13 protein-coding genes and 1 pseudogene are annotated in these 22,154 nt (G+C 46.7%); 2 read left to right on the forward strand and 12 right to left on the reverse strand.

Annotation, left to right across the window (positions count from 1 at the left end; genetic code table 11):
• Positions 1 to 90 precede the first annotated feature (90 nt).
• From AB4Z17_RS04400 to AB4Z17_RS04425, 6 genes and pseudogenes are all read right to left on the reverse strand, one after another.
• Positions 91 to 621: a DoxX family protein gene (locus AB4Z17_RS04400; protein WP_076269080.1), complete on the reverse strand. Its 531-nt coding sequence runs from the start codon at positions 619 to 621 to the stop codon at positions 91 to 93.
• 25 nt (positions 622 to 646) lie between these two features.
• Positions 647 to 1,561, reverse strand: a complete 915-nt coding sequence (locus AB4Z17_RS04405; protein WP_430059526.1) for an L-lactate dehydrogenase — start codon at positions 1,559 to 1,561, stop codon at positions 647 to 649.
• Positions 1,562 to 1,563: 2 nt separating this feature from the next.
• Positions 1,564 to 2,346: a formate/nitrite transporter family protein gene (locus AB4Z17_RS04410; RefSeq protein ID WP_441958362.1), complete on the reverse strand. Its 783-nt coding sequence runs from the start codon at positions 2,344 to 2,346 to the stop codon at positions 1,564 to 1,566.
• 500 nt (positions 2,347 to 2,846) lie between these two features.
• Positions 2,847 to 3,134: a HesB/YadR/YfhF family protein gene (locus AB4Z17_RS04415; protein ID WP_441908570.1), complete on the reverse strand. Its 288-nt coding sequence runs from the start codon at positions 3,132 to 3,134 to the stop codon at positions 2,847 to 2,849.
• Positions 3,135 to 3,257: 123 nt separating this feature from the next.
• Positions 3,258 to 3,737 (reverse strand): annotated as a pseudogene (locus tag AB4Z17_RS04420) (HAD-IIB family hydrolase).
• A gap of 103 nt (positions 3,738 to 3,840) precedes the next feature.
• Positions 3,841 to 4,779 carry a VanW family protein gene (locus AB4Z17_RS04425; protein ID WP_441958364.1) on the reverse strand — a complete coding sequence of 313 codons (939 nt, stop codon included), beginning with the start codon at positions 4,777 to 4,779 and terminating at the stop codon, positions 3,841 to 3,843.
• Positions 4,780 to 4,923: 144 nt separating this feature from the next.
• Here AB4Z17_RS04425 and AB4Z17_RS04430 point away from each other — a divergent pair, with 144 nt between their 5' ends.
• Positions 4,924 to 6,090, forward strand: coding sequence for a hypothetical protein (locus AB4Z17_RS04430; protein ID WP_441958366.1), 1,167 nt, complete (start codon positions 4,924 to 4,926; stop codon positions 6,088 to 6,090).
• A 73-nt stretch (positions 6,091 to 6,163) separates the two neighbouring features.
• Here AB4Z17_RS04430 and AB4Z17_RS04435 read toward each other — a convergent pair whose 3' ends face one another.
• Complete coding sequence (locus AB4Z17_RS04435; protein WP_441958368.1) at positions 6,164 to 13,051, reverse strand: rhamnogalacturonan lyase family protein; 6,888 nt, start codon at positions 13,049 to 13,051, stop codon at positions 6,164 to 6,166.
• Positions 13,052 to 13,757: 706 nt separating this feature from the next.
• On the opposite strand from AB4Z17_RS04435, the gene AB4Z17_RS04440 reads away from it, so the two are divergent.
• Positions 13,758 to 14,114, forward strand: coding sequence for a helix-turn-helix domain-containing protein (locus AB4Z17_RS04440; RefSeq protein WP_441908575.1), 357 nt, complete (start codon positions 13,758 to 13,760; stop codon positions 14,112 to 14,114).
• Positions 14,115 to 14,169: 55 nt separating this feature from the next.
• On the opposite strand, the gene AB4Z17_RS04445 is transcribed toward AB4Z17_RS04440, so the two are convergent.
• The 5 genes from AB4Z17_RS04445 to AB4Z17_RS04465 all read right to left on the reverse strand — a co-directional run bounded on the left by AB4Z17_RS04445 (position 14,170) and on the right by AB4Z17_RS04465 (position 22,154).
• The gene (locus AB4Z17_RS04445; RefSeq protein WP_441958370.1) at positions 14,170 to 15,033 is read right to left on the reverse strand and encodes a hypothetical protein; all 864 of its coding nucleotides are present in this window, start codon (positions 15,031 to 15,033) and stop codon (positions 14,170 to 14,172) included.
• A gap of 85 nt (positions 15,034 to 15,118) precedes the next feature.
• Positions 15,119 to 18,361 carry a hypothetical protein gene (locus tag AB4Z17_RS04450; protein ID WP_441958372.1) on the reverse strand — a complete coding sequence of 1,081 codons (3,243 nt, stop codon included), beginning with the start codon at positions 18,359 to 18,361 and terminating at the stop codon, positions 15,119 to 15,121.
• 28 nt (positions 18,362 to 18,389) lie between these two features.
• On the reverse strand, positions 18,390 to 19,730 hold the full coding sequence (locus AB4Z17_RS04455; RefSeq protein ID WP_076269089.1) for a UDP-glucose dehydrogenase family protein: 1,341 nt from the start codon (positions 19,728 to 19,730) through the stop codon (positions 18,390 to 18,392).
• 29 nt (positions 19,731 to 19,759) lie between these two features.
• A complete protein-coding gene (locus AB4Z17_RS04460) occupies positions 19,760 to 21,127 on the reverse strand; it encodes a sugar phosphate nucleotidyltransferase (protein ID WP_441958373.1) in 1,368 nt (455 codons plus the stop codon).
• A 73-nt stretch (positions 21,128 to 21,200) separates the two neighbouring features.
• The gene (locus AB4Z17_RS04465; protein ID WP_441958374.1) at positions 21,201 to 22,154 is read right to left on the reverse strand and encodes a polysaccharide pyruvyl transferase family protein; all 954 of its coding nucleotides are present in this window, start codon (positions 22,152 to 22,154) and stop codon (positions 21,201 to 21,203) included.

The following is a 22,154-nucleotide window of genomic DNA, read 5'->3' on the forward strand; positions in this document are numbered from 1 at the left end:
TTCATGTCAATCGAGCAAAAAAAACGGGTTGCCCCAAAAGCAGATAAACCTACTTTTGGAGCAACCCTTATTCTCTACATTCGTTCCGCTCTAACGAGGGATTGTATTGTTGTCCGCATACCCGCTATCGCTGCGGTTGCCTTTCTTAAATAATTTGCGCAGATAAGGAAGGGCAAAGTAATCAATACCGAATTTGCCTGCGTTCGTGCCAGCGATGAATACAATAATTCCGATCAGCAGCATCCAAGGGTTAGTCGATACCGTACCAGCAAACATAAACATGAAGTTCATTAATAATCCGAAAAATGCTGCAGCTGTCGTAAGTGCGCCAACAATAAGTCCAAGCCCTACCAAACATTCACCAACGGGAATGAGAAAGTTAATGATGCCTGCATTCGGAAGAGCAACATGTTCTAGAAATGCAGTGAACGTCGGATAAACTAATTCGTTTGTCGCTTTATCCATTACTGGGTTGCCGATAGCTCCTTTTAAAAATCCGCTGGCATCAAATCCGCCAAGCTTATGCCAACCAGCGCTCAGCCATTGCCATCCCAAGTACACCCGCAGCACAAGCATTAAGCCCGCTGCATATTTGTTTTCGCTTAGCCATTTGGTTACCATGACGATCAGCTCCTCTTATTTTTGTCTAAACCGAGATCGTTTCAATCAGTTCCTTCAGCTTGTTCGCCGAACGGTGCAGCAGCGCTTTTTCTTCCTCTGTAATCGGAATGTCCAGCACCTCTCTTACTCCATTGCGATCAACGACGCACGGAACACCCATGTATACATCTGATATGCCGTGGTAGTTTTCTACTAACGTGGATACATTGAGTACAGCCGACTCATTGGATAGTATCGCAGTTACAATGCGATCCAGTGCTAACGCAATAGCGTAATAAGTGGCACCTTTCGCTTCTATGATTTCGTAGGCTGCATCTCTCGTATGCGTAAAGATGTCGGACTTTTCTTCCTCGCTAAGCGAGATGGACGAACCAGCTACGTTTGCGAGGCTCCATAATGGAAGCTCGGAGTCCCCATGCTCCCCAATGATATGGGCATGTACGCTGCGCGGGTCAAGCTGCAATCGCTCGCCGATCAGGTAGCGGAAACGAGCACTATCGAGCAATGTGCCCGAACCGATAACACGGTGAGTTGGCCAGCCCGACTTTTTCTGGCAGAAGTAACTCATAATATCTACCGGATTCGTCGCGATTAATAGAATGCCGTCATCATTGTATTTCAATACTTCGGATACGATGCTTTCATAGATGGCAATGTTGCGCTTTAATAGATTCAGCCTTGGCTCCCCAGGCTTCTGTGCTGCTCCAGCTGTAATGATGACGATATCCGCATCCTTACAGTCCTCGTAAGTTCCTGCCCATACTTTAGTCTGACCAAGGAATGGCATCCCGTGGTTCATATCAAGCGCATCCCCAACTGCTTTGCCTGCATTCGCATCTATTAACACAAGCTCATCCATCCGGCTGCGAAGCAGCAGCGTATAGGCTGTTGTGGATCCTACTGCTCCTACACCAATAACGACAACTTTTGATTTTTTCATTGTTATTCCACCTCTTCAAATGGTTTGTTTACGAAATAATACATAACGCCCATAAGGACGGAGCCACCGATTAAATTACCTAGTGTTACAGGTACAAGATTATGAATCATGCCTTCGAGTGAAATGGTTCCCGGATGATTCAGCACAAGCGCAATGGCGAAGGTGCAAAGATTAGCGATGCTGTGCTCGTAGCCTGAAATAAAGAAGCAGAATACGAATAGCATCATAGCGAACAATTTCGGCCCATCTCCGCGCAGTGACATCGGAACAAAAAACGCTAAGCAGACCAGCCAGTTACACAATACACCTCGGAAAAACAATTCCCATACCGGAGCGTGAAGCTTCTTCTCTACGACACTGAGTAAAAATCCATTAACGGATGCATCGCTGAACAATCCGGTTGCCCATATGAGAAGGGCGAAAGCAACTGCACCAAGAAAGTTGCCTGCGTAGCTTGCACACCATAGCTTTACAACGTTTAGCCAGCGCATTTTGCCCCTAAGAGCTGCAAAGGTGAAATAGAAGGTGTTTCCTGTAAAAAGATCTCCTCCGCCATATGAGATTAGAATGATTGCTGCACCAAACGTTATCGCCGCCATTGGATAGGTTAGCGGACTATGTGACTCATAGAAAAAGCTGCCTGTCTTAAACGCTACGATTACGCCAAATCCGATAAACATACTCGCTAACATGGCTCGCAATATATATCTCAGCTTGCTTGTCAGAAACACCTTTTGCTTCTTCAAAGCAAGCTGTTCAACCCTTCTCAAAGGAGCATGCTCCATATGAAATCCTCCTAATGTGTGGTGTTAATCGTTTATGCTGTGCTCGCTTTCGTTTGCTACACCTTTAGTTTAGGGGATTCTCTTCCATTTGTATGTCGGGGAACTCCCTGAACTATAGCTAAGGGTTTCTATGCGAAAGCTGCTTAGCAAATAGGGAGGTTCCCCGATGCGGCCTCCATGATCATACTTTTATAATAGAAATAAGTGATCGGCAAATGAGAGGATGGCGGTAAACAAAGTGGACATACAGACATCTTTAAATGAGGATAACAAGGAGAATACAAAAAACGGAGCACCCCATGATAAAGACAAGGCAGCTGGTCATCGTCATAACGGCAAATGCTGCAATTGCTCAAAAAGCTCATGTCAGGACAAAACTGAAGCAGAATCGCCTCTTGATAAGTAGCAAATAAGCGCCAACACGCAATAAAGGAGCAGCTCTTTAAGGTTTATGACCTATTGGAGCTGCTCCTTTTTTGTTGTCCTGCTATGCCATGTGGTTATTCCACAACCATTTTAATTTCTTCATACTTCTCGTCAAAAGAAATGCGAAGCGTCTTATTATCCAAATACCACAGATTGTCATCTTCTATAAAATAGGTAATACCTTCTACGACATCACGAAGTCCCGCTGTCTTGGGCTCATCCTTCATAATGCCAAGTGAAAGTCCTGGATGAACRCTGCCGCAGCCGCCCAGGCGAACGTAAATACGAATCGCATCACCATCGGAAAGACCCATTTCTTTTTTGTACCAGCGAGCTGCTGGTTGTTCCACTATTAAATTCATCTTAGGTCAGCTCCTTCCGCTACATGCTCTACTCCATCATCACGAAATCGCTTAGCGGTGTCAACCCTTTCGTACCAAACCGTCATCAAAAAAGCCTCCCACCTTCGTTTAAGAAGGAAAGGGTTATATAATCCCATACTTTTTGAGCGCAAACTCAATTCCGTCCTCGCTCGACTTTTTGGTAACAAAATCAGCTGCTTCTTTTAGCCGTTCACTCCCATTGCCCATCGCAATGCCTAGCCCTACAAATTCGAGCATATCTATGTCGTTCTCGCCATCGCCAAAGGCAATATAAAAGGATAACCCGTGGTCATTGGTATGAGCAAAATCAAATACTTGTCTCATAATCATTTTGTCCATCGGCAATTTATGAATGATCTCTTACTTATGTTTTACATACGCGCCATTTGCTGTGATGAACGTATCGATTCCGAGTTCTCTTATTTCTTCGCACATGGATAACGGCCTGCCTGTTGCAGCAACGACCTTGATTCCTTTGTCGATTAGCGCCTTTATCGCTTTTTTTGTTTGATTTGAAATGCTGCCATCCTCATGGTGCGTAATCGTTCCATCTACATCGAAAAAAACAATTTTGTTATCCATAAGCATCTCTCCCTTGCTTTACTTTACTTTGCAATTAAGATCTAGCAATAAATTACATAATAAAAAGACTGCCAACTGGCAGTCCCTAATCTAAACTTTTATGTTATTTCTTTGGCTCCGAGCCGCCAGCATCCATCTCCAGCTTGATTTCCTCAGGCAATTTTTTCGAAGCGCTGGGCACTTGTCTCGTTTTTGCATTAACGTCTTCCGAAGAGCAAATAACGATGCTAACCTGCCCTCCCTGCGCATAAGCACGAATGAGTATAGGCTGATCATATTTATTTTGAAACACAAAGTCCGGCCCATACCAGCTTACCGTCGCATCGCGTCCTGGAGGAACATATTTGACATGCCGGCTGTGTGAGTAGCGCTCAACAATTTTGAGTCCTGCCCGGTCCACCGCATTAAAGAGGGTAGATGAAATTTGACAAATACCGCCGCCGACGTCTTCCGAAACTTCTCCCCTCACAATGACTGGAGCACGCAAATACCCTTTTTCCCTTGTCCGCATGCCAACAACCTCATTAAAAGAAAACCGTTCATCCGGGAAAACGACATGGTTATTAATTGCTTTCGCAGCTAATTCAACATTATGAGAACGGTTTTTGTTGCGTGAGTTGTAGTATGTAGCATAGAGTCCAATTTTTTTGATTTTGATGTTCGAGAGCAGCTCGCTGTCTACTTTCGGATAAGTCGTTAGCATAGGAGTCTCAAGCTTTAATAGTTCCCCTTCAAAAATAAAGCTGTAAAACAGCTCCTCGAACGCTTTCCGATTAAGCTTGCTTCCTGTCTGCTCGGACATGATTCTCCCCGCTCCATCAAGCGCTGCGTTAATAGGAGCCTTCTGCACACGTTTATCAAGCTCATCCATAAATTTATCAAGCTTCTCTTGATTAACGAGCGGAATGCCAGTCATCGAATCGCTATACTGTGCACGTTTCATTTCCGAAATCGCATGGCCTTCATGCTCGATAACTAAAGAATCAGAATATGCTCCTTGCTGGAACAAAAACAATATGGCCAGAATCCACGGCAATCCCATTGTCGTTAATCACCCCTATACAGTAGTATCCGTGCTAGTATGAATCATTTTAGGCAGAAGCATGCATGCGCGGTGACCACATAATTAACGTGAAAATGGCTGAATATAAAGATAACGACAATTGGGATTGGAGGAGGACAACTTATGACCCGGATCTGGAGACAAGCAGCTGTTGTTGTATTCGTTCYTATATCGCTGTTAATCTTACAAGCCAACGATGCCGCTGCGCAGACGATGATGTTGAAGCCCAAAAAATCAAATGAGCAGCAGCAACATATAATGATTATGACTGTCCGCTCTGGTCAACAATCCTCATTTATGAGCGAGCTGCAAATTGAAAGCCAAGAAATGAATGCCGCTTTGCGTCAATCCAAGCATGTCCCTGAAGCTGAAATAGACTATTACTCCGATATAGACATCGCACTAAAGTCTGCTGAAACGGTACATTATCGCTTGGATCGCTCTGGACAGCTCTGGAACGAAGCAAAAGCAGAAAAAATAATTTTGCCTGATAAGCTGGCTAAGAAGTTGGTTCGATTAGCCGAAGGTTTGCGGACACAGCATTACGGGAAATTGTTGACATGGCAGCAAGCAACGGAGCTTTTGCCTAAAAAAAGCATGTTTTCCGTGACGGAGCTGGAGACGGGATTAACATTCCATGTACAGCGGCGCGCTGGCAGTGATCATGCAGATGTACAGCCATTAACGAAAGAAGATTCCCGTGTTATGAAGCAAATTTATAATGACAAATGGAGCTGGAAAAGAAAAGCCATACTCGTCCACTCCGGCGATACCTGGCTCGCTGCTTCTATGAATGGCATGCCGCATGGCGGAGACGGCATTCCGGAGAATGGCTTCTCTGGTCACTTTTGCATTCATTTTCTAGGCAGCTCCACCCATAAATCAGATACGCCAGACCCTGCGCACCAAATGATGGTACATAAGGCTGCTGGTCAAATCAAACCTTATTTCGAATCTGTTCAGCCGAGCGTTCTGGCTAGAAGCTTCGTTGAAGCGATGTATCATCAAGACCATGAGTTGTTGCTTCCGCTCGCCAAAGAAATGCCTAAGGAAAAGCTCGCTTCCATCTTACATGTCATGGAGTCACTCGTTTCCATACGAGAGCAAATCCCGCCAAAATCCAAAGGTCAGATCCACACCGATGAGCTTGGTGATGCTTTAACGACCGAAATAAGATTGCCTGTATCCATCCATCAGCTGAATAAGCCTCGCCGAAGCAGCGTCTATACCTTTATGTTCAAACGAGAAACTGCTAAGTCCCCATGGCATATTCAAGATATTATTGAATAAAAAATCCCTATAGCTGCGGAATCCGAATCACTCGGCTTTCCTTCGCTGTAGGGATCTACTCAGTTGACGTATTTTATTCGAGCATGCTCATCATCGAATAAATGACTTTTGCTGCCTGTGCTCTTGTACTCCATCCATTTGGCATAAATGTATTACCCGACATGCCGTTCAGAATGCCTGTCGACTGCATTTCCTGAACAGCCTTGACTGCATAATCGGCAATCTCCTTCTGATCGGTGAAAGCAATTGCGCTTCCGCTCACAAGCTTCAAGCCAGCCACCTCAGCTGCACGGTAGGCCATAACGGCCATATCCTGCCGTGAGATAAGCTCGTTCACGCCAAAGGTTCCGTCAGACTTGCCTTTTATTATGCCAAGCTTCTCAGCTGCGGCAATTGAGCTGGCGTACCATGCGCCTGCTTTCACGTCGCTAAAGCTGCTTACGCCTTCGCTGTCTTCAAGCTCTAATGCCAGCATCAGCATTTTCACAAATGCTCCTCGTGTCACCTCGCCATTTGGCTGGAAGCTGCCATCTCCATAGCCATTAACAATGCTGCGCGCTGCCAATGCTTCAATCGGATCGATTGCCCATAAAGCTTGATTCAGATCCGTGAATGCAGATGCCGCATATAGGCTAGAATAATAGCTGAAATGATTCGTCTTGAAGGTGATCGTCCCTGTTTTTGCATCATACTTTCCATTGCGAACGATTTCGAATTTGCCATCGTCTGCGATATAATAAACAACCACATTGCCCGGCTTCTCACCTGGCTTAAGCACATAAGGAACACTTATCTCAAGTGCATGCTTGCCGCCCGCGAATTCACCTATTTTCTTATCGCCTACATATAGATTGAAATCATAGACGGTTCCATCGCCAACTTTCTCTCGAATAGCCTCGGAGAGTCCAGAAGTATCCATCCTATCGATTGATAGTTTTAGCGTTTCTGTACCTGCGCCAAGCGCACCCTTAAGTGCTTTGCTTGAAAGGGTTACTTTTGCCGAGCCCGTATCAATGGTTAAAGATAATTCATCCTTCGTATTCAAGCCCGCAAACGCACCGCCACGAATGCTGATCTCTACTGATTTGGCAGACCCTACCGCATTCACCTTAATGGCGAGCGATTTCGCTGCTGTTTCGATCGCTTTTTGGAGATCCGCAGCTTCTACCACCGCTGTCGCTTTTCCGTTCACTGTCACTGCTTCAACCGTTACTTGATTGCCAGCAGGTGCTGGAGTTGGCGCTGTACCACCAGGCGGTGAATCCGGTGTTGGACTTGGAGTTGGTGTTGGTGTCGGTGTTGGACTTGGTGAAACGACTGGATTCGCAAGCAGGGTAATTTTTTTCTCCCCTTTTACACCCGATCCATCCGCAGCCGTCGCTATGACGGTTACCTTTCCTTCCGCTGCCGCATGAAGCAGGCCATCTGTTCCGATTGCTGCCAGAGCAGTAGAGCTGCCATCCTCATTCACAACTGACCAAACAACATTTTTGTTAGCCGCAGTGTCCATATGAACCTCTGCATTCATCTGGAGCGTGCTGCCTACTTTAACAGAATCAGCTTGCCCTGCCGCTGTTACCGTTATCGAGGTAACTAGCGCTTGAATATATTGAATATTTGGAGCTGCTGGCATCGCCATTCCGTCTCCTAAATAGAAGCTTGGATGCGGCGGCTGATTATAAGCAACATTTTGCCAAGCTACTCCTAAACGATAGTTCGGATCATGCATCAGCGTGCGAATGCGATATTCAGTTTCATCCACAGTAGAGTAGATTCTAAATTCACTGCTGTCTTCTGAACGCCACATGATCTCCTCACGCCAGTCGCCGAACAAATCAGCCTGCAAGCTAGAGTTCGCTTTCGTCGAGTTATTTGTAGCGGAGCCAACTGCGGTCAATAAATTAACCGTTTTTGCATTCATATAATCCCATTTATCGATGCGATTATAATCCTGCAGCTCGCGCAGCAGATCGCCATCCCACCATACGCCAAAGTTTGTCGAGCTTGGGATGCTCGTCGTTATTTTCTCGCCTTTAGCGCTGTACAATCCTGTAACCGGGATATGCTCGCTACTTACAATATTGGCGCTCCACATCTCTTCACCCAAATATCTTGGATCGAGATCAGCTGACATCCCGCGGCCCGTATCTACGCCGGTATGAATACCCCAAATAATTTCGCCTGTACGCGCATCCTTCAAATCCATCCCGTATGGAGAGTCGCTATGCTCTTGTACAGCGAATATTTCCAGTCCCGGACGTTCAGGGTCGAGGTCGCCAAAGTGCATCGCATCACCGTGGCCAAGTCCCGTATTGTAGAGCGGCTTGCCATCGTCATCAATACCCATCGCGCCAAAATGAATCTCGTCTTTGCCGTCGCCGTCCGAATCGCCTATCGATAAATTGTGATTCCCTTGGCCTGCAAAGGAGCCGTTTCCTTCATCGTTAGAGTCAAATACCCACCGCTTCGTCAGCTGACCATTGCGATAGTCATAAGCGGCAAGCACCGTTCGCGTGTAATACCCTCTGCTAAAAACTAAGCTCGGCTTCTCGCCGTCAAGATACGCGACCGCTGCTAGAAAACGGTCTACCCGATTGCCGTAAGCATCTCCCCACGCTGCAACATCACCGCGAGGCGGATCATACTCTGTTGTGGCAAGCGCTTTTCCAGTTAAGCCTTCGAATACGGTTAAATATTCATTGCCTAACAAAACATATCCGGTACTGTTGCGATAATCCTTGCTAGGATCGCCGATGGCTTTGCCCGTTCCGTCAATCGTACCATCCGCTGTCTTGAACGTTACTTCCGCACGTCCATCACCATCCAAGTCATAAACCATAAACTGCGTATAATGCGCTCCTGCTCGAATATTTGGTCCGAGATTAATGCGCCATAGCCGCGTGCCGTCAAGCTTATAAGCGTCCATATACACAATGCCCGTATAACCGGCTTGGGAATTGTCTTTGCTGTTTGATGGCGACCATAACATGACAATCTCATATTTACCGTCACCGTCGAGATCCCCTACGCTAGCATCACCCGCTGAATACGTGTACGGCTGTCCGTCCTTCGTATAATCATCGGCTGGCTTTTGCAGCGGCACTGATTTGTACTGCTTTTGCCAAACGCCGAAGCTGCTGGTCGCCGCCTGCTCAATACCGCTCAGCACCGAAGTAATATGGTACGAGGATGTGTCTGTACCCGCCGTATCCACATAGTTCGTGCTCTTCGTGATCAGCTCATCGTTAAGCTTGACGCCGTCACGATAAACATTGAAGCCGATTGAATCTGGATCAAGTCCTAACATACGCCATCCCAAATAGTTGCCGTTCTCCGTCTTAATGGCTACAGGCGAACGATCCAGATACTCCATTGCGCGAACAAGCGTTGTAATTGCCTGCGTCTCCAAAGCACCCGACAGCTCAGAAATGCCGCCCTCATTGACAGAGGCCACTTTATAGTAATAAGGAATCGTCGTCAAAACGGTGTTGTCGGTATAAGCTGCCGTAGATGACTTTCCAATCAATGTATAAGGGCCATTCGCTTCTTTGGCGCGATACACATTGTACATTCTTGCCTGTGGAACGGCATCCCAAGTGAAGCTGATATCGTTTTTGTGAATGGAAGCAAGCGCAAGGCCAGATGGAATAGCTGCTTTCTCCACATTCGGATCAATCATGGACACCTGCAGGAAATTAGAGGTCACCGACTCAAATCCGGTATTGTCTATTGCCGACACCGAATATACGTACTCAAGGCCAACATACGCGCTAGTATCAGTAAACGTTGGCTGCATCGTCACGCCTAGCAGCTCAGCGCTGCTTGCGACAGTAGCCTTGCGATAAACATGATATTTTACAGCATCCGCAATTCCCGTCCATGAAAGCTCTGCCTTAATTGGGTTGCTGCTCAAATCAAGATCGTTTAGTTTTAGCTTCGTAGGCGCTAGAAGCAGCGGCGTTATTTCAATCCCATTCAAATGAGCAGTCTGGCCGCTGAGGATCATGTTCAGCTGCCCGTCCTTAACGGCAATCATGTTGAACACTCGTTCAGCAATATTTTCCTTGCCCGATGATACCGTGCCATAATCCTTATTTTCAATATTAATATTCGTTTTCGTTGACCCGATCCAGTCCCCCGTATAGGTTTTGACTGAATAATAACCGTTTGGCAGGTCCACTTTGAATTCATAGCTTTTGCCAAAATAAGCAACAAAGTCTCGTCTGAGCGCATCTGTACCCGCTCCGCGGTCGCGATCTATCATCCCTGTGCTGTCTGTTATGCCATACCCGCGTTCAGCAGTGTAGATTGTATTGCGAGTAACCTCGGTATAACCGGCCTCAACTACACCGCCAATCGTTCCGAAATCATATTTGTACAATGCCGATTTCGTTTGAATAAAGATGGGATCGGATGGCGCAGATTCTCCTTTGCCATTCACTGCTGTCACATAAACATGATAGCTGTTCCCTTCAACTAGGCCGCCCATATTCAGCGTCGGAAGTGTAGAAGTACCAATCATCGCATACGCGCTATCCGGCTCTGAGGAAAGCTTGCGATAGATTTTGTAAATATCAGCCGTTGCTGTTTTGTCCCATTTGAGCAATGCTCCTGCATTGCTTATGCTTCCAGCGATAAGGCTGGTCGGCTTAGCTGGCACGTTTGCTGGCAATTCAATTTCTTTTACGGATTGAGCAAGAGGCAAATCCAGCTGCTTGATCGCTGCCGAGAGCATACGCGCGAGCTGGATGGCGCCATATTCTTGGAAATGCGTATCATCAGCGGAGCCATTCGGGAATGCTCCGTATACACCAGCTGGCGTATGAAGGAACACGGATAACGTTGCTGCTGGACCGATTGAATCGTAATACGCAATACTAAGCGTGCTCAAATCGACCACATTAACGTCAAGCTCCTGCCCAACTTCCTTCATCGCTTGCACGTATTCTGGGAAGCTGACGTTAAACTTTCCAGTCTCGGCGTTGAAGCTGCGCCTGCCCATCGGCGTCACAAGAATTGGCGTTGCTCCGCGCTGCTTCGCGCCGTTTACATACATTTTCAAATAGTTTTTGTAATCAGCTGGAGATGCATAACGATCCGGAACGCTAATCGTTGCATCATTATGACCAAATTGCACGAGGAAATAATCGCCCGGCTTTATAGCTCTCAGCACCTCATCCAAGCGGCCTTCGGATATAAAGTTTTTGGTGCTACGACCGCCGATCGCATGATTTTTGAAAATAACATTTTCAGAGAAAAAGCTTGGAATCATTTGTCCCCAGCCCGCTTGTGGAAGCCAGTACGGATCGTACGTTTGTACTGTAGAATCACCCGCTAGATAAATAGTAGGCAGCTCGCCTGGTGTACGCTCCGCCTTTTTCGTAATGACGAGCGCGTTGATTTTTGGAGCAGTCCCCGCAAACTCGAAGTTCAGCTGCCCGTCTACGAGCGCAATATCAAAGCTCATTTCAAGAAATTGACCTGCTGGCCTAACCGCATTGCCGTCCAGTCGTTTTACCTTTTCAATGTTCTCGACCGTAATTGAAATATCCGTTACGCCATTCAGATCCCCTGCAATAAGAGACACGGTGTAATCTGCATTCGGCAGATCCACAATGAAGGATGTGTCCTTTATGATGCTGAAGTCCGAGCGCAGCGCATCCGCTGTGCCGCGGTCGACGAAGCTTACCTTTGCCGGATCACCGAATCCGTATTTTCGCTCCGCGGAATAAGCAGCAGCAGAGGAAACGGAAACATAACCATCGGCTGCCCAACCTTTTCCAAAATCAAAAAGTTTTACATCTCCATCCGGCAAGACGATCGGCGGCATATACACGGTGCTTGCCGCGTAAGCCGAGAAGTCGGACAAGACTTGTCCATTCCGTGCTTTTATTTTGTAATATTGTACGATAGCAGTATTCGCAGTTTGATCGATATACGACAATGCTGCTGATTGGCCAATCTCAGCATACGTCCCATCCACTGCATCCGAACGATATATGACATAGTCCGCCGCTCCGGCAGAAGCGCCCCAAGCAAGCAGAGTAGAGGCGGCATTTACTTCGGTAACTGCTAGATTGGTTGGAACAACAGGAGACTGCGGCATCGGAATCGAGGCAACCTCGCTAGCTGTGCTTAAAGGCGATTGCTGGCCAAAGGCATTGACGGACGAAACATAATACGTATAGCTATCCCCAACACTTACATTAGCATCGGAATAGCTCGTTTCTTTGATTTGCTCAGCAAGCGGCGCACTTGGCTCACTGCCGCCAGTCGTACGGTATACATGGTAGTAAACCGCATCCGTGACAGCTGTCCATTTCATTGAAACTCCGCTTGCGCTTATACTCGTCAGCATGAGTCCTTCTGGCGCAGAAGGAAGTACTTGTTCGATGATGACAGCGTTCAATACACTGAATGTTCCATCGCCTGTCAGTTGAATATTTAGTTGTCCATCTGCGACTGAAGCATGATAAGCCTTGCTCTCTACAGCTCTGCGAGAGTTGATAGATTCCCCGGCTACATCCTCAATCGTTACCTTCGTTTTGTAGGTAGAAGTCGTTTGAAGAAGATCACCGGAATAAAGCGTGACCTTATAGTTGCCATTAGGTATGTCCGCTTTGAATACAAAAGGAACATTGGTTCCTCCCAAAACAAAATCGTTAATTACGTTATCCGGTGATTCTGCCCCTCGAAAACGAGAAGCAAGATTCATATCCAAACCATAGCCCTTCTCAGGTGTATAAAGCGTCGTTCCAGTAATTCCGATATAACCATCCGCAACAGGACCGCCTGTACTTCCAGCAGGTGCTGGCGCTGAACCAAAATCAAACTTCCACATCTGCGCCTGCGTCGTTTGCGCGGCCTCTGCTTGCTCATTTGTAAATCCAGCAAAAACCGTGCAGAAAACCATAACTACTGCCAACACTAACGACATGCTCCGTTTCAATCGCTTACTCATTCAGCATTTGTTCCCCTTTCATAAATGGGCTAAAATAAGCTGTAAACGTTTCTAGCAATCATGCAAAATTTTTGGCAAGAAATATTTACCTCTTAATAGTACTCTTATAAAGAATGCGCTTTCATTAGAAAAAACCATAATGATTGTTCAAATATCCGTGTATTTAGGCAGCTTTTGCAAAAACGACAGACTTCGGCGGCGGCATACAGGGCTGTTGATTAGTGAAGGTGACTGTAAGCAAGTCGGTGTTCTAAAAGCCTTAAAGTTATGTTAGTTTGGTAGCTGTAGGTACATATATACGCTTATTGAGTTTGGCGGGCCGTTGTAGTGGGGATTTATGCTGGCTATTAGAACGTATATGTTCTTAGAGCATTGAAGTATCATGAGTTTAGCGGCTGTAAGCACATATATGTGCTTATTGAGTAAAACCAGCGTTGAAATAGTGATCTAAATTGGCTGTTAGCACGTATATGTTCTTAGAGCCTTGAAGTATCATGAGTTTGGCGGCTGTAAGCACATATATGTGCTTATGGAGTCAATTCGCAGTCAGAGCGGGACTTTGGGCGGCTGTAAGGTTGCTTACAACAAGCTAGTGTTCTGATTTGTACATGCAATTGGAAAACATGATATAATTATGTGTGCATTTACCTTGCAAGCAATATGATCATTTAAAATAGACATTGTGACGTTGGAGAGGGGGATATTGATGTTTGCGAAGCGCCTTAAACAGCTGCGTAAATCGAGGAAATTAACGATGCAGGAAGTTGCTGATTATTTAGGAGTTGCGAAAAGCACCTATGCAGGCTATGAATCCGGCTATCGACAGCCGACTCTTGAATCCATTCAAACCATTTCACGCAAGCTGCGCACTTCCGCTGATTATCTTCTTGGGCTTACTGATTATCCTGAGCCGCCAATCGAGCTCAATCATAATGCGAAGGAATATTTGAATTATGAACAGCTTCACTGGGATGGGGTTCCTTTGGAAAAGGACGACCTGGATTTAATTCGCAACTTGCTCGAACGTGTACTCCGCGATCGCACCTTGCCAAAGGATGAATGATCTATAAACTATATCTATATTTGATTAAAATAAGGAACTCCAAACGTTCTTAGCTTCAACCGCCCATCAATTGCAGCAGCTTCGCCTCGAATTGCCCTTGAAGCTGCAGCATGAGATCGCTGAACGTTTGCTCCCACTTATCCGTAATTTCTGCCTCTACTTTATCCTTTTCTGCTTGTGCAATAATTCCCTGCATTTTCGTACTGCATGTCGCTTCCACCTTCGAAAGCCCATCCATCCATTTCTGGCTTAACTCCTGAAACGCGTAAGGATCAGACATATCCAATTGTGCAACACTTGTTTCCGCCCCTGCCAAAACATCATTCATATCCTGCGTACACTTAGCTTGAATCTGAACAATCTGCTGCTCATACTTTTCTGTTGACGTAATTGGAGCTTCCGTTTCCGGCACATTCGGCAGATCAGGCGAAGGCAGTGGCTTTGGTTTTGTCGTTGGCGTTGACGTTGAACCATCATTCGGCTTCGTCTCCGTCCCTTTGTTCGGTTTAGTTGTACTTGATGGCTTCGTCGTCTGAACGGGCAAAGGATTTTCATTTTCCCCTGCCGGCTTATCCGCCTCTTTCTCCGGCAGTACAGCTTCCCCTCCACTTCCAGCAGGCTTACCCGCCACCTGTTCCACTGGTTTGCCGGTTTTGTCAGTCGTTGGCGGTACGCCATCTACAGTTGGACTCGTTTTCTCAGGCGCTGTCCCATACAGTTCTTCCTCACTCAGCTGTGCTTGCTCGTTTAATGCTGCGCCATTCGCATTCACAATAAGTGATTGTTGTGATGATTCATTCCAATAGAGACCGCCCCACACAAATAACAGAATAAGCGTTAACGAGCCTAAAATAATATTAATCGTATCCGGCTTCTGAAGCCGCGGACGCCGTTTCTTCCTTGCATGATGCTTGCTCATATTATGCTCATACCACCTTCCGTTTTGAATAGAAAGAAGCCAGTCTCCTTTCTCTTAGACGAGAAGGAAGACTGGCTGCTTTTTGTTAAGATCGCATGATTTCCATAATAATAGTAGTAAGCAATTTGTTGACCTTGCTTTTCGTTTCGTTTATCGCCTTATTTTTCAGCGCGTTCGTTGTTTTTACTTTATTGATCTCATCAACAGCTACATTTCTAGCCTGTACAACATCCATGATCAGTTGTGCCTTCTGCTCATCGTTGGTCGCTGCTTTCAGCTTTTTCTTAACCTCGTTCAGCTTGCTGTCCAATTCTTCAGCTATTCTCTTAAACTCTGCCTTAGGATCAATTTCCACATCTTCATTAACTAGCGTCACCTCTTGCTGGAAAATCACTTTAGCAGAGCMGCCGTATGGATTCACTAACGTCGCTTGAATAACAGCCGTACCATTAGCAACCTTTTTCGGAATCGTTACTTTCCCTCGCGAATCGACCGTGACATCTTTGCTTCCCGATACTTTCTTCCATTTCAAGAACGAGGATGGCAAAACAGTGCCAAGCAGCTTCAAGCTGTATTCATGCTGCCTTCCGCTATCCGTAATCTTCACCGCCGAAATAACTTCTGAACGGATATAAGCAACTGTTAATGCGTTAAGGGCCCGCTCATCATATTTCAGCTTTAGTTGGAATTTAAAAACAGATAGTCGTACATCAGCCGATTTAACACCTAAGTTGTTCAGCGCCTCGCTTAATGCATAATCATCCTTTTTGGATAAAATTTCACCCATGGCTTCCATAATAACCGCATTTATTTTTTCCTTGTTGCCGAGCAGCTGAGCGATCTCCTGAGGCTTCATATCCGAGATAATTTTGCGAACGGTCCCTTCAACACCTAGGCGGTCAGCTCCATCACCGAACAACAGAACGAGGAAATCATCCATGCTAAGGCTTGTTACCCCGCCTGCAGCGGCAATCGTCTTCAGTGCAGCACGGAATTCTGGATTCGTTCGAATCGCTTCAAGTCCCTTCGCTTCTGGATCATATTGCAGGGAGCCTACAGACTGAATGATCTGGAACACGGTCTTCTTCAGCTCCGCTTGGTTAACCGATGCGGGAAGCTTAGGCGCTATTTTGACCCAGACAGGATCAATAAGGGATTGATCCTTGGCAAAATCAAGCTTGGCGATCTCATCGCGCAAATTGCGTACATCCTGCACATCCGAAGGATCTCCAGCAAGCAGCGCCGCGTGAAGCTTATTCATTCTCTCAAGGAATTCTTCTGCCGGGAAGTGTTCTCCCTCTCCATTTGTTGCTTTTAACGTAACCTCTTTCTCAAATATAACTTTAGCTTGTCCGCCATATGGATTAATCAATGTCGCTTGAACAACCGCAGATCCGCTGGCAACGCCTCGCGGAAGCGTAACCGTACCGCTTGTAGATACTTTCACATCTTTGCTTCCAGATACTTTGCTCCACCTTAGCGCAAGCGGCGGAACATCTACACCGAACACTTTCAAGCTGAATTTTTGCTCACGGCCATCTTCACTGACTTTGACAGCCTCGACAGCTTCGGAGCGCATATAAGCGATAATTAGCGATTGAATTGCTGGCTCATCCATCTTCAATCTTGCTTGGAAGTTAAGCATGGTCGCAGCAGACTCCTCCGCTGTTACACCTAACTGGCTTAAAACAGAGCTGACCTTATAATTGCCGGTTTCACTTAGCAGCTCCTCTGTCTTCTGGAGCAGCAGTGTGGAAATCGCTTGCTTATCCCCAATCAACTGCAGCAGCTGAGTCGGTGACAGGCTGGCAAGCTTCTGCCTTATAGCGCCATCTACACCTGGGTTAACACCACCATCGCCAAATAAAAACATGAGAATATCGTCTATTACAAAGCTAGTTTCACCGCCTCCGGCTGCTCCAAGCTCAGCTAACACCGCACGATATTCTGGATTTTTGCGAATCGCCTCTAAACTTGCAGCCTGCGGGTCATATGGAATCAAGCTAATGTCCTTAACCATATTGAACAAAACAGCCTTCAGCTTTGCTTGGTCTGCTTCTGCGGGCAGCTTTGCTGCAATCTTCTTCCAAATCGGATCAATTAAATTGTGATCCTTAGCAAAGTCCAGCCCGGCAAGCTCATCACGCAAATTGCGAACGGCCCCAATATCTGCCGGATCTCCTGCTGCTAGAGCAGAATGCAGCTTATTCATCCGCGCAAGGAATGACTCTACAGGAAATTCGGTCTCATGCGGGACGGCAGCCTTTAAGGTAACCTCTTGCTCAAATATAACTTTTGCAGAACCGCCGTATGGATTAATCAGCTTGGCCTGAATAACTGCTTTGCCGGTTTTCGCATCATCCGGTATTGTAACGACGCCTGTAGGCAATACGTTCACATTAGAATCTCCGGATACCTTTGACCATTGCAGCACTTGTGGGAAAAGATATACGCCGAACACATTTAAGCTATACGTATGCACACGGCCGGTATGATCTATTTTTACGTTTGATTTCACGGTAGAACGAATATATGCCACGGTCATCGCGCTGATTGCAGGTTCATCCTTCTTCAGCTTCACCTGGAAGTTTTGTACGGTCGCTCTTACATCCTGCGGCGTCACCCCTAAATTTTGCAAAATAGAGCTGAACTTGTACTCATTCGTCTCACCCATCAGCTTCTCCATCGCCTGAAGAAGCACCGTTACAATGCCCTGCTTATTGCCAAGCAGCAAAATCAGCTCCTGCGGTGACTTCTCCGCGATCAAGCTGCCAATCGTTCCTTCCACGCCTTTACGGCTGCTGCCATCGCCAAACATAAAGACAAGAAAATCTTCCAATCGGATGTTCTCGTCACCGCCGGCAGCTGCAATCGTCTTTAACGTTGCACGAAACTCTGGATTCGTGCGAATAGCTTCCAAATCAGAGGCTTCAGGGTCGTAACGGAAGGAGCCTACAGCCTTGATCAACCGGAACAGGCTCGCTTTAAGTTCCGCTTTATCGGCAGACTCAGGAAGCTTCTCGCTAATTTTTGTCCAAATCGGATCGATCAGCTGCTGGTTTGTTGCTTCATCCAGGCCAGCAATTTCATCTCGCAAATTTTTAACCTCTTGCATGTCCGTCTTGTCCCCAGCTGCTAGTGCAGCATATAGAGCCTGCATACGCTCCAAAAACACGCTTGAAGGCAGCGCAGCTTCTGCGGCACTCGCCGCTTGAACAAATCCCAGCTTCTCCGTCAGCCCTTTCTGGCTGAGCGGCAATCCGCCTAGCGATGCTGTAAGCATGGAGATCGCCAGCGCGGATAAGGTTACTTTTTTTCGAAACGTCATTTCATTCACCTCTGGTCATTAGTTTGGTTTAAAATTGTAATACAGGTATTTGCTGCTTTACGCCTTGATTAAGGCTAGGGCGGCCTACGGAGTAATAAACAAATTCAGTACCAACCAAATGCTCCTCTTCGAAAACATTGCGGCCGTCAATCAGAATCGGACTTTTTAATACTTGTTGAAGCARCCCAAGGTCAACATGCGAGAACTCCTCCCACTCTGTCAGCAAGCAAAGCGCATCCGCATCTTTTGCCGCTTCCATCGCGTCCTCGCACCATTCAACACCGCTAATTTCATATAAAGTGCGGAAGTTGTCAGTCGCAATAGGGTCATAAGCCTTGACCTTAACGCCGTTGTCCACCAAATGTTGAATAATTTCCGATGCCGGCGAATCCCGCACATCATCGGTATTCGGCTTGAATGCAAGCCCCCATACTGCAATCGTCTTGCCTGAAAGCTCACCTTGAAATATCGTCTCCAGCTTGCGAATAACGTTGAAGCGTTGATCCTGATTGACCTCTACTACCGAGCGCAGCAGCTTGAACTCATAATCAACATGTCCGGCAATTTGAATTAAGGCGCTTGTATCTTTCGGAAAACAAGAGCCCCCGTAGCCGATTCCCGCTTTTAGGAACGATGGACCAATTCGCTTGTCATAACCCATTCCTTCAGCTACCTTCGTTACATCTGCGCCTACCTTCTCGCAAATATTAGCAATCTCATTGATAAATGATATTTTGGTAGCTAGAAATGCATTGGACGCATATTTAATCATTTCAGCGCTGCGAATATCTGTAATAACTATTTGTTCCGTTAAAGGAATATGAAGCAGCTTCATAATTTCTGCTGCGCTTTGTGAGCTGGCTCCAATAATAATGCGATCGGGATGCAGCGTATCTTGTATCGCCGAGCCCTCGCGCAAAAACTCTGGCAGCGAGATACTGTCAAACAACTCACTCGTGTGGGAGGCGATGACGGTTGCTAGGCGTTCATTCGTTCCAACGGGTACAGTGCTTTTTACCGCTATGATTTTATAACCGTTCATCGCCTTTGCAATCTCTATGGCTGCTTGGTCAATGTAAGATAGATTAGCCTCGCCATTTGGCAGCGGCGGTGTTCCTACCGCCAAAATAATAATGTCCGATTGCTGTACCGCGCTTCGCAAATCAGTCGTGAAGGTGAGCATTCCTGCTGCTCGGTTCGACGCTGCGAGCTCCTTGAGGCCTGGCTCATAGATCGGAATGCCGCCAGCGTTTAGTGTCTCAATTTTGCGCGGGTCCTTGTCTACGCAAATGACGCGATTGCCAAGCTCCGCATAACAAATGCCCGACACGAGCCCCACGTAGCCAGTTCCAATAACCGTGATGTTCATGCTATTCGCTCCTTCATTGAATGATTTATTTATACGGTGCATATTTGCATAATCTCATTCCAATCGAAGGCAAGCCGGACGATGTCCTCTTCAATAAGCTCCGTCCCTGTCTGAATTTCGATAATGTCTATTTCTGTTTCTGCGCGCAGACTATGAAGGCTTTCTTTCGATATCGTTAGCACATCGCCTGATTTCACTTCAAAGCTTCGACCATTCAGCACCATGACGCCATGTCCGGCAACAATCGTCCATACCTCGTCTCTCAGCAGATGATATTGATAGCTTAAGTTCCGTCCTGGCGCAACGCATATTCGCTTAGTCAGCACTTCCTTGCCGTCGGGATATTTCAAATAATCAAGCACACGATAGCGGCCCCAACGACGCTCCTCATACATCGGACGCTGGTCGGAATGCTTCATGACCTCCTTGATCATAGGACTAGCCGCTTTATCCGATACCAAAATTCCGTCCGGACTCGCCGCTACAATGACATTCGATACATTCAGCAGCGTAATCGGGATGTCGAGCTCATTTATGACATGCGTGTTCGTTGAATCTCCCGAAATAATCCCTTTCCCAATAAGCGGCGTTTCAATTTCCTCGGTCAAGGTGTTCCAAGTTCCAAGGTCTTTCCAATCGCCCTCATATGGCAATGCCACGATATGATTGGACTTTTCTACGATTTCATAGTCAAAGCTGTTTTTCGGCATCTTCCCGTATTGCTTCAGCATCTCGTCGTATTGAATCGGCAGTTCATTAGCAATCAGAATGTTAATGAGAAAATCAAGCTTGAATGCAAAAACCCCGCAGTTCCAAAGTGCAGCCTGCTCAATCATGGCTGCCGCTTCTTCTTCGCGGGGTTTTTCTCTAAAGCTGTTTACATTGACATAATGGTTCGCCTCAGCTGCAAGCTCAGGAACGATATAGCCGTATTTTTCCGAAGGATACGTTGGCTTCACGCCCATAAGCGCTAAATCTGCTCCCGATTCATTCAAAACCAGCTCAAGCTCCTTCGTCTTATGGAAAAACGATTGCTCCACGTAGGGATCAACTGGCATGACAACGACTGTTTCATTCAAGCTTACACCTTGCACCGAATATAAATAGGTTGCTGCGAGTGCGATAGCAGGGAAGGTATCCCTTCTTTCCGGCTCAACGATCACTTCAATCTCGCTTCCGAGCTGGCTATGGATCATATCTACCTGCGGCTTGCTTGTTGCGATATAAGCATGCTCGCGTAAACCCGCCTTCGTGATTTGTCCCCACACGCGCTGAACCATCGATTCACGCTCGCCGCTCTCGTCTTTTAGCACCTTCAAAAACTGCTTGGATCTCGATTCGTTCGACAACGGCCACAGCCGCTTGCCCGAGCCTCCGGATAGAAGAACAATCTTCATGTTGATTCCTCCTAATCGTTTTTATGATACGGTGATTCGATTTGCACTTACTCTCTTCGATATGCCGGGGTTATTATGCTTCGTTCTTCACCACCAGCTGCGCTGACTTGATCCCGCTGGTCCATGTATTGTAATAGTTCGAGTTTTTGCCATATGAGTTATCGAGCAGCGTATTAGGCTTGTCCATCAAGCAGGATAATATATGCCCGTGCAGCCTAGAGGTTTGCACGACGCGATAGCCGCTGAAGCGCTTGACCGCTTTGTCTACGAGATAGTCGGAGTACTTGCCCCATATCGCCTGCATCGGCAGAGGAACACCGCTTTTCGTCATCATTTGCCCGATCATCTTAATTGATTTTTTCTCGACGCGATTGTATAGGGAAGCCCAGTCCAAATAATCGCCTCTCCCTGCCAGTTCAAAGCTCGCCTGCTCGCTCGTCTTCTCGATGTCGGTACGGAAGAAGCAGAGCAGTTCCTTGCCGGGGCTGCTTTTGGGCAAAATCGGCCACAGCTGATGCGCCATATCCGGCGATAAGTATACGCAGCATTTATCAAATTTTTGAGCTGCTATCCCATAGGACAGCGTATCCCGCACAAAAAGATGAACATCCTTATGTGCGTTAAAAATACGCGCCGTGCGATCATACTCCGCTTCCTTCTCGAAGAAAATCGTCTGCGGCAGCAGTACAATTCGGTGATTAGGATAATCCTTTACGATTTTCTCCCGCAGCTTCTGATGAACCGGATACAAATCACCAAAGTTGCCTCCGCCTTGAAGCACGATAATTTGATCATTCGGAATGGTCAGCTTGTCTGGGAAATCAAGAACGCTATAACGCGCAGCCACGCGGATATGATTGTCTTTAAAAAACGCCTCTGCACCCTTCATAATGAGCAAATCGCCGCCATTGTTGTAAACGGGATAATCGATATAATAAATGCTTGAACCCGGCGGTATCACCTTCGTAATTCGGAGAAGCATCTTTTTGAGGCCCTCCATCGGATGTACCTGTGCTTCAACTTGCAT

Origin of the sequence: Paenibacillus sp. TAF43_2, assembly GCF_052113545.1 — a bacterium.
Taxonomy (GTDB): domain Bacteria; phylum Bacillota; class Bacilli; order Paenibacillales; family Paenibacillaceae; genus Pristimantibacillus.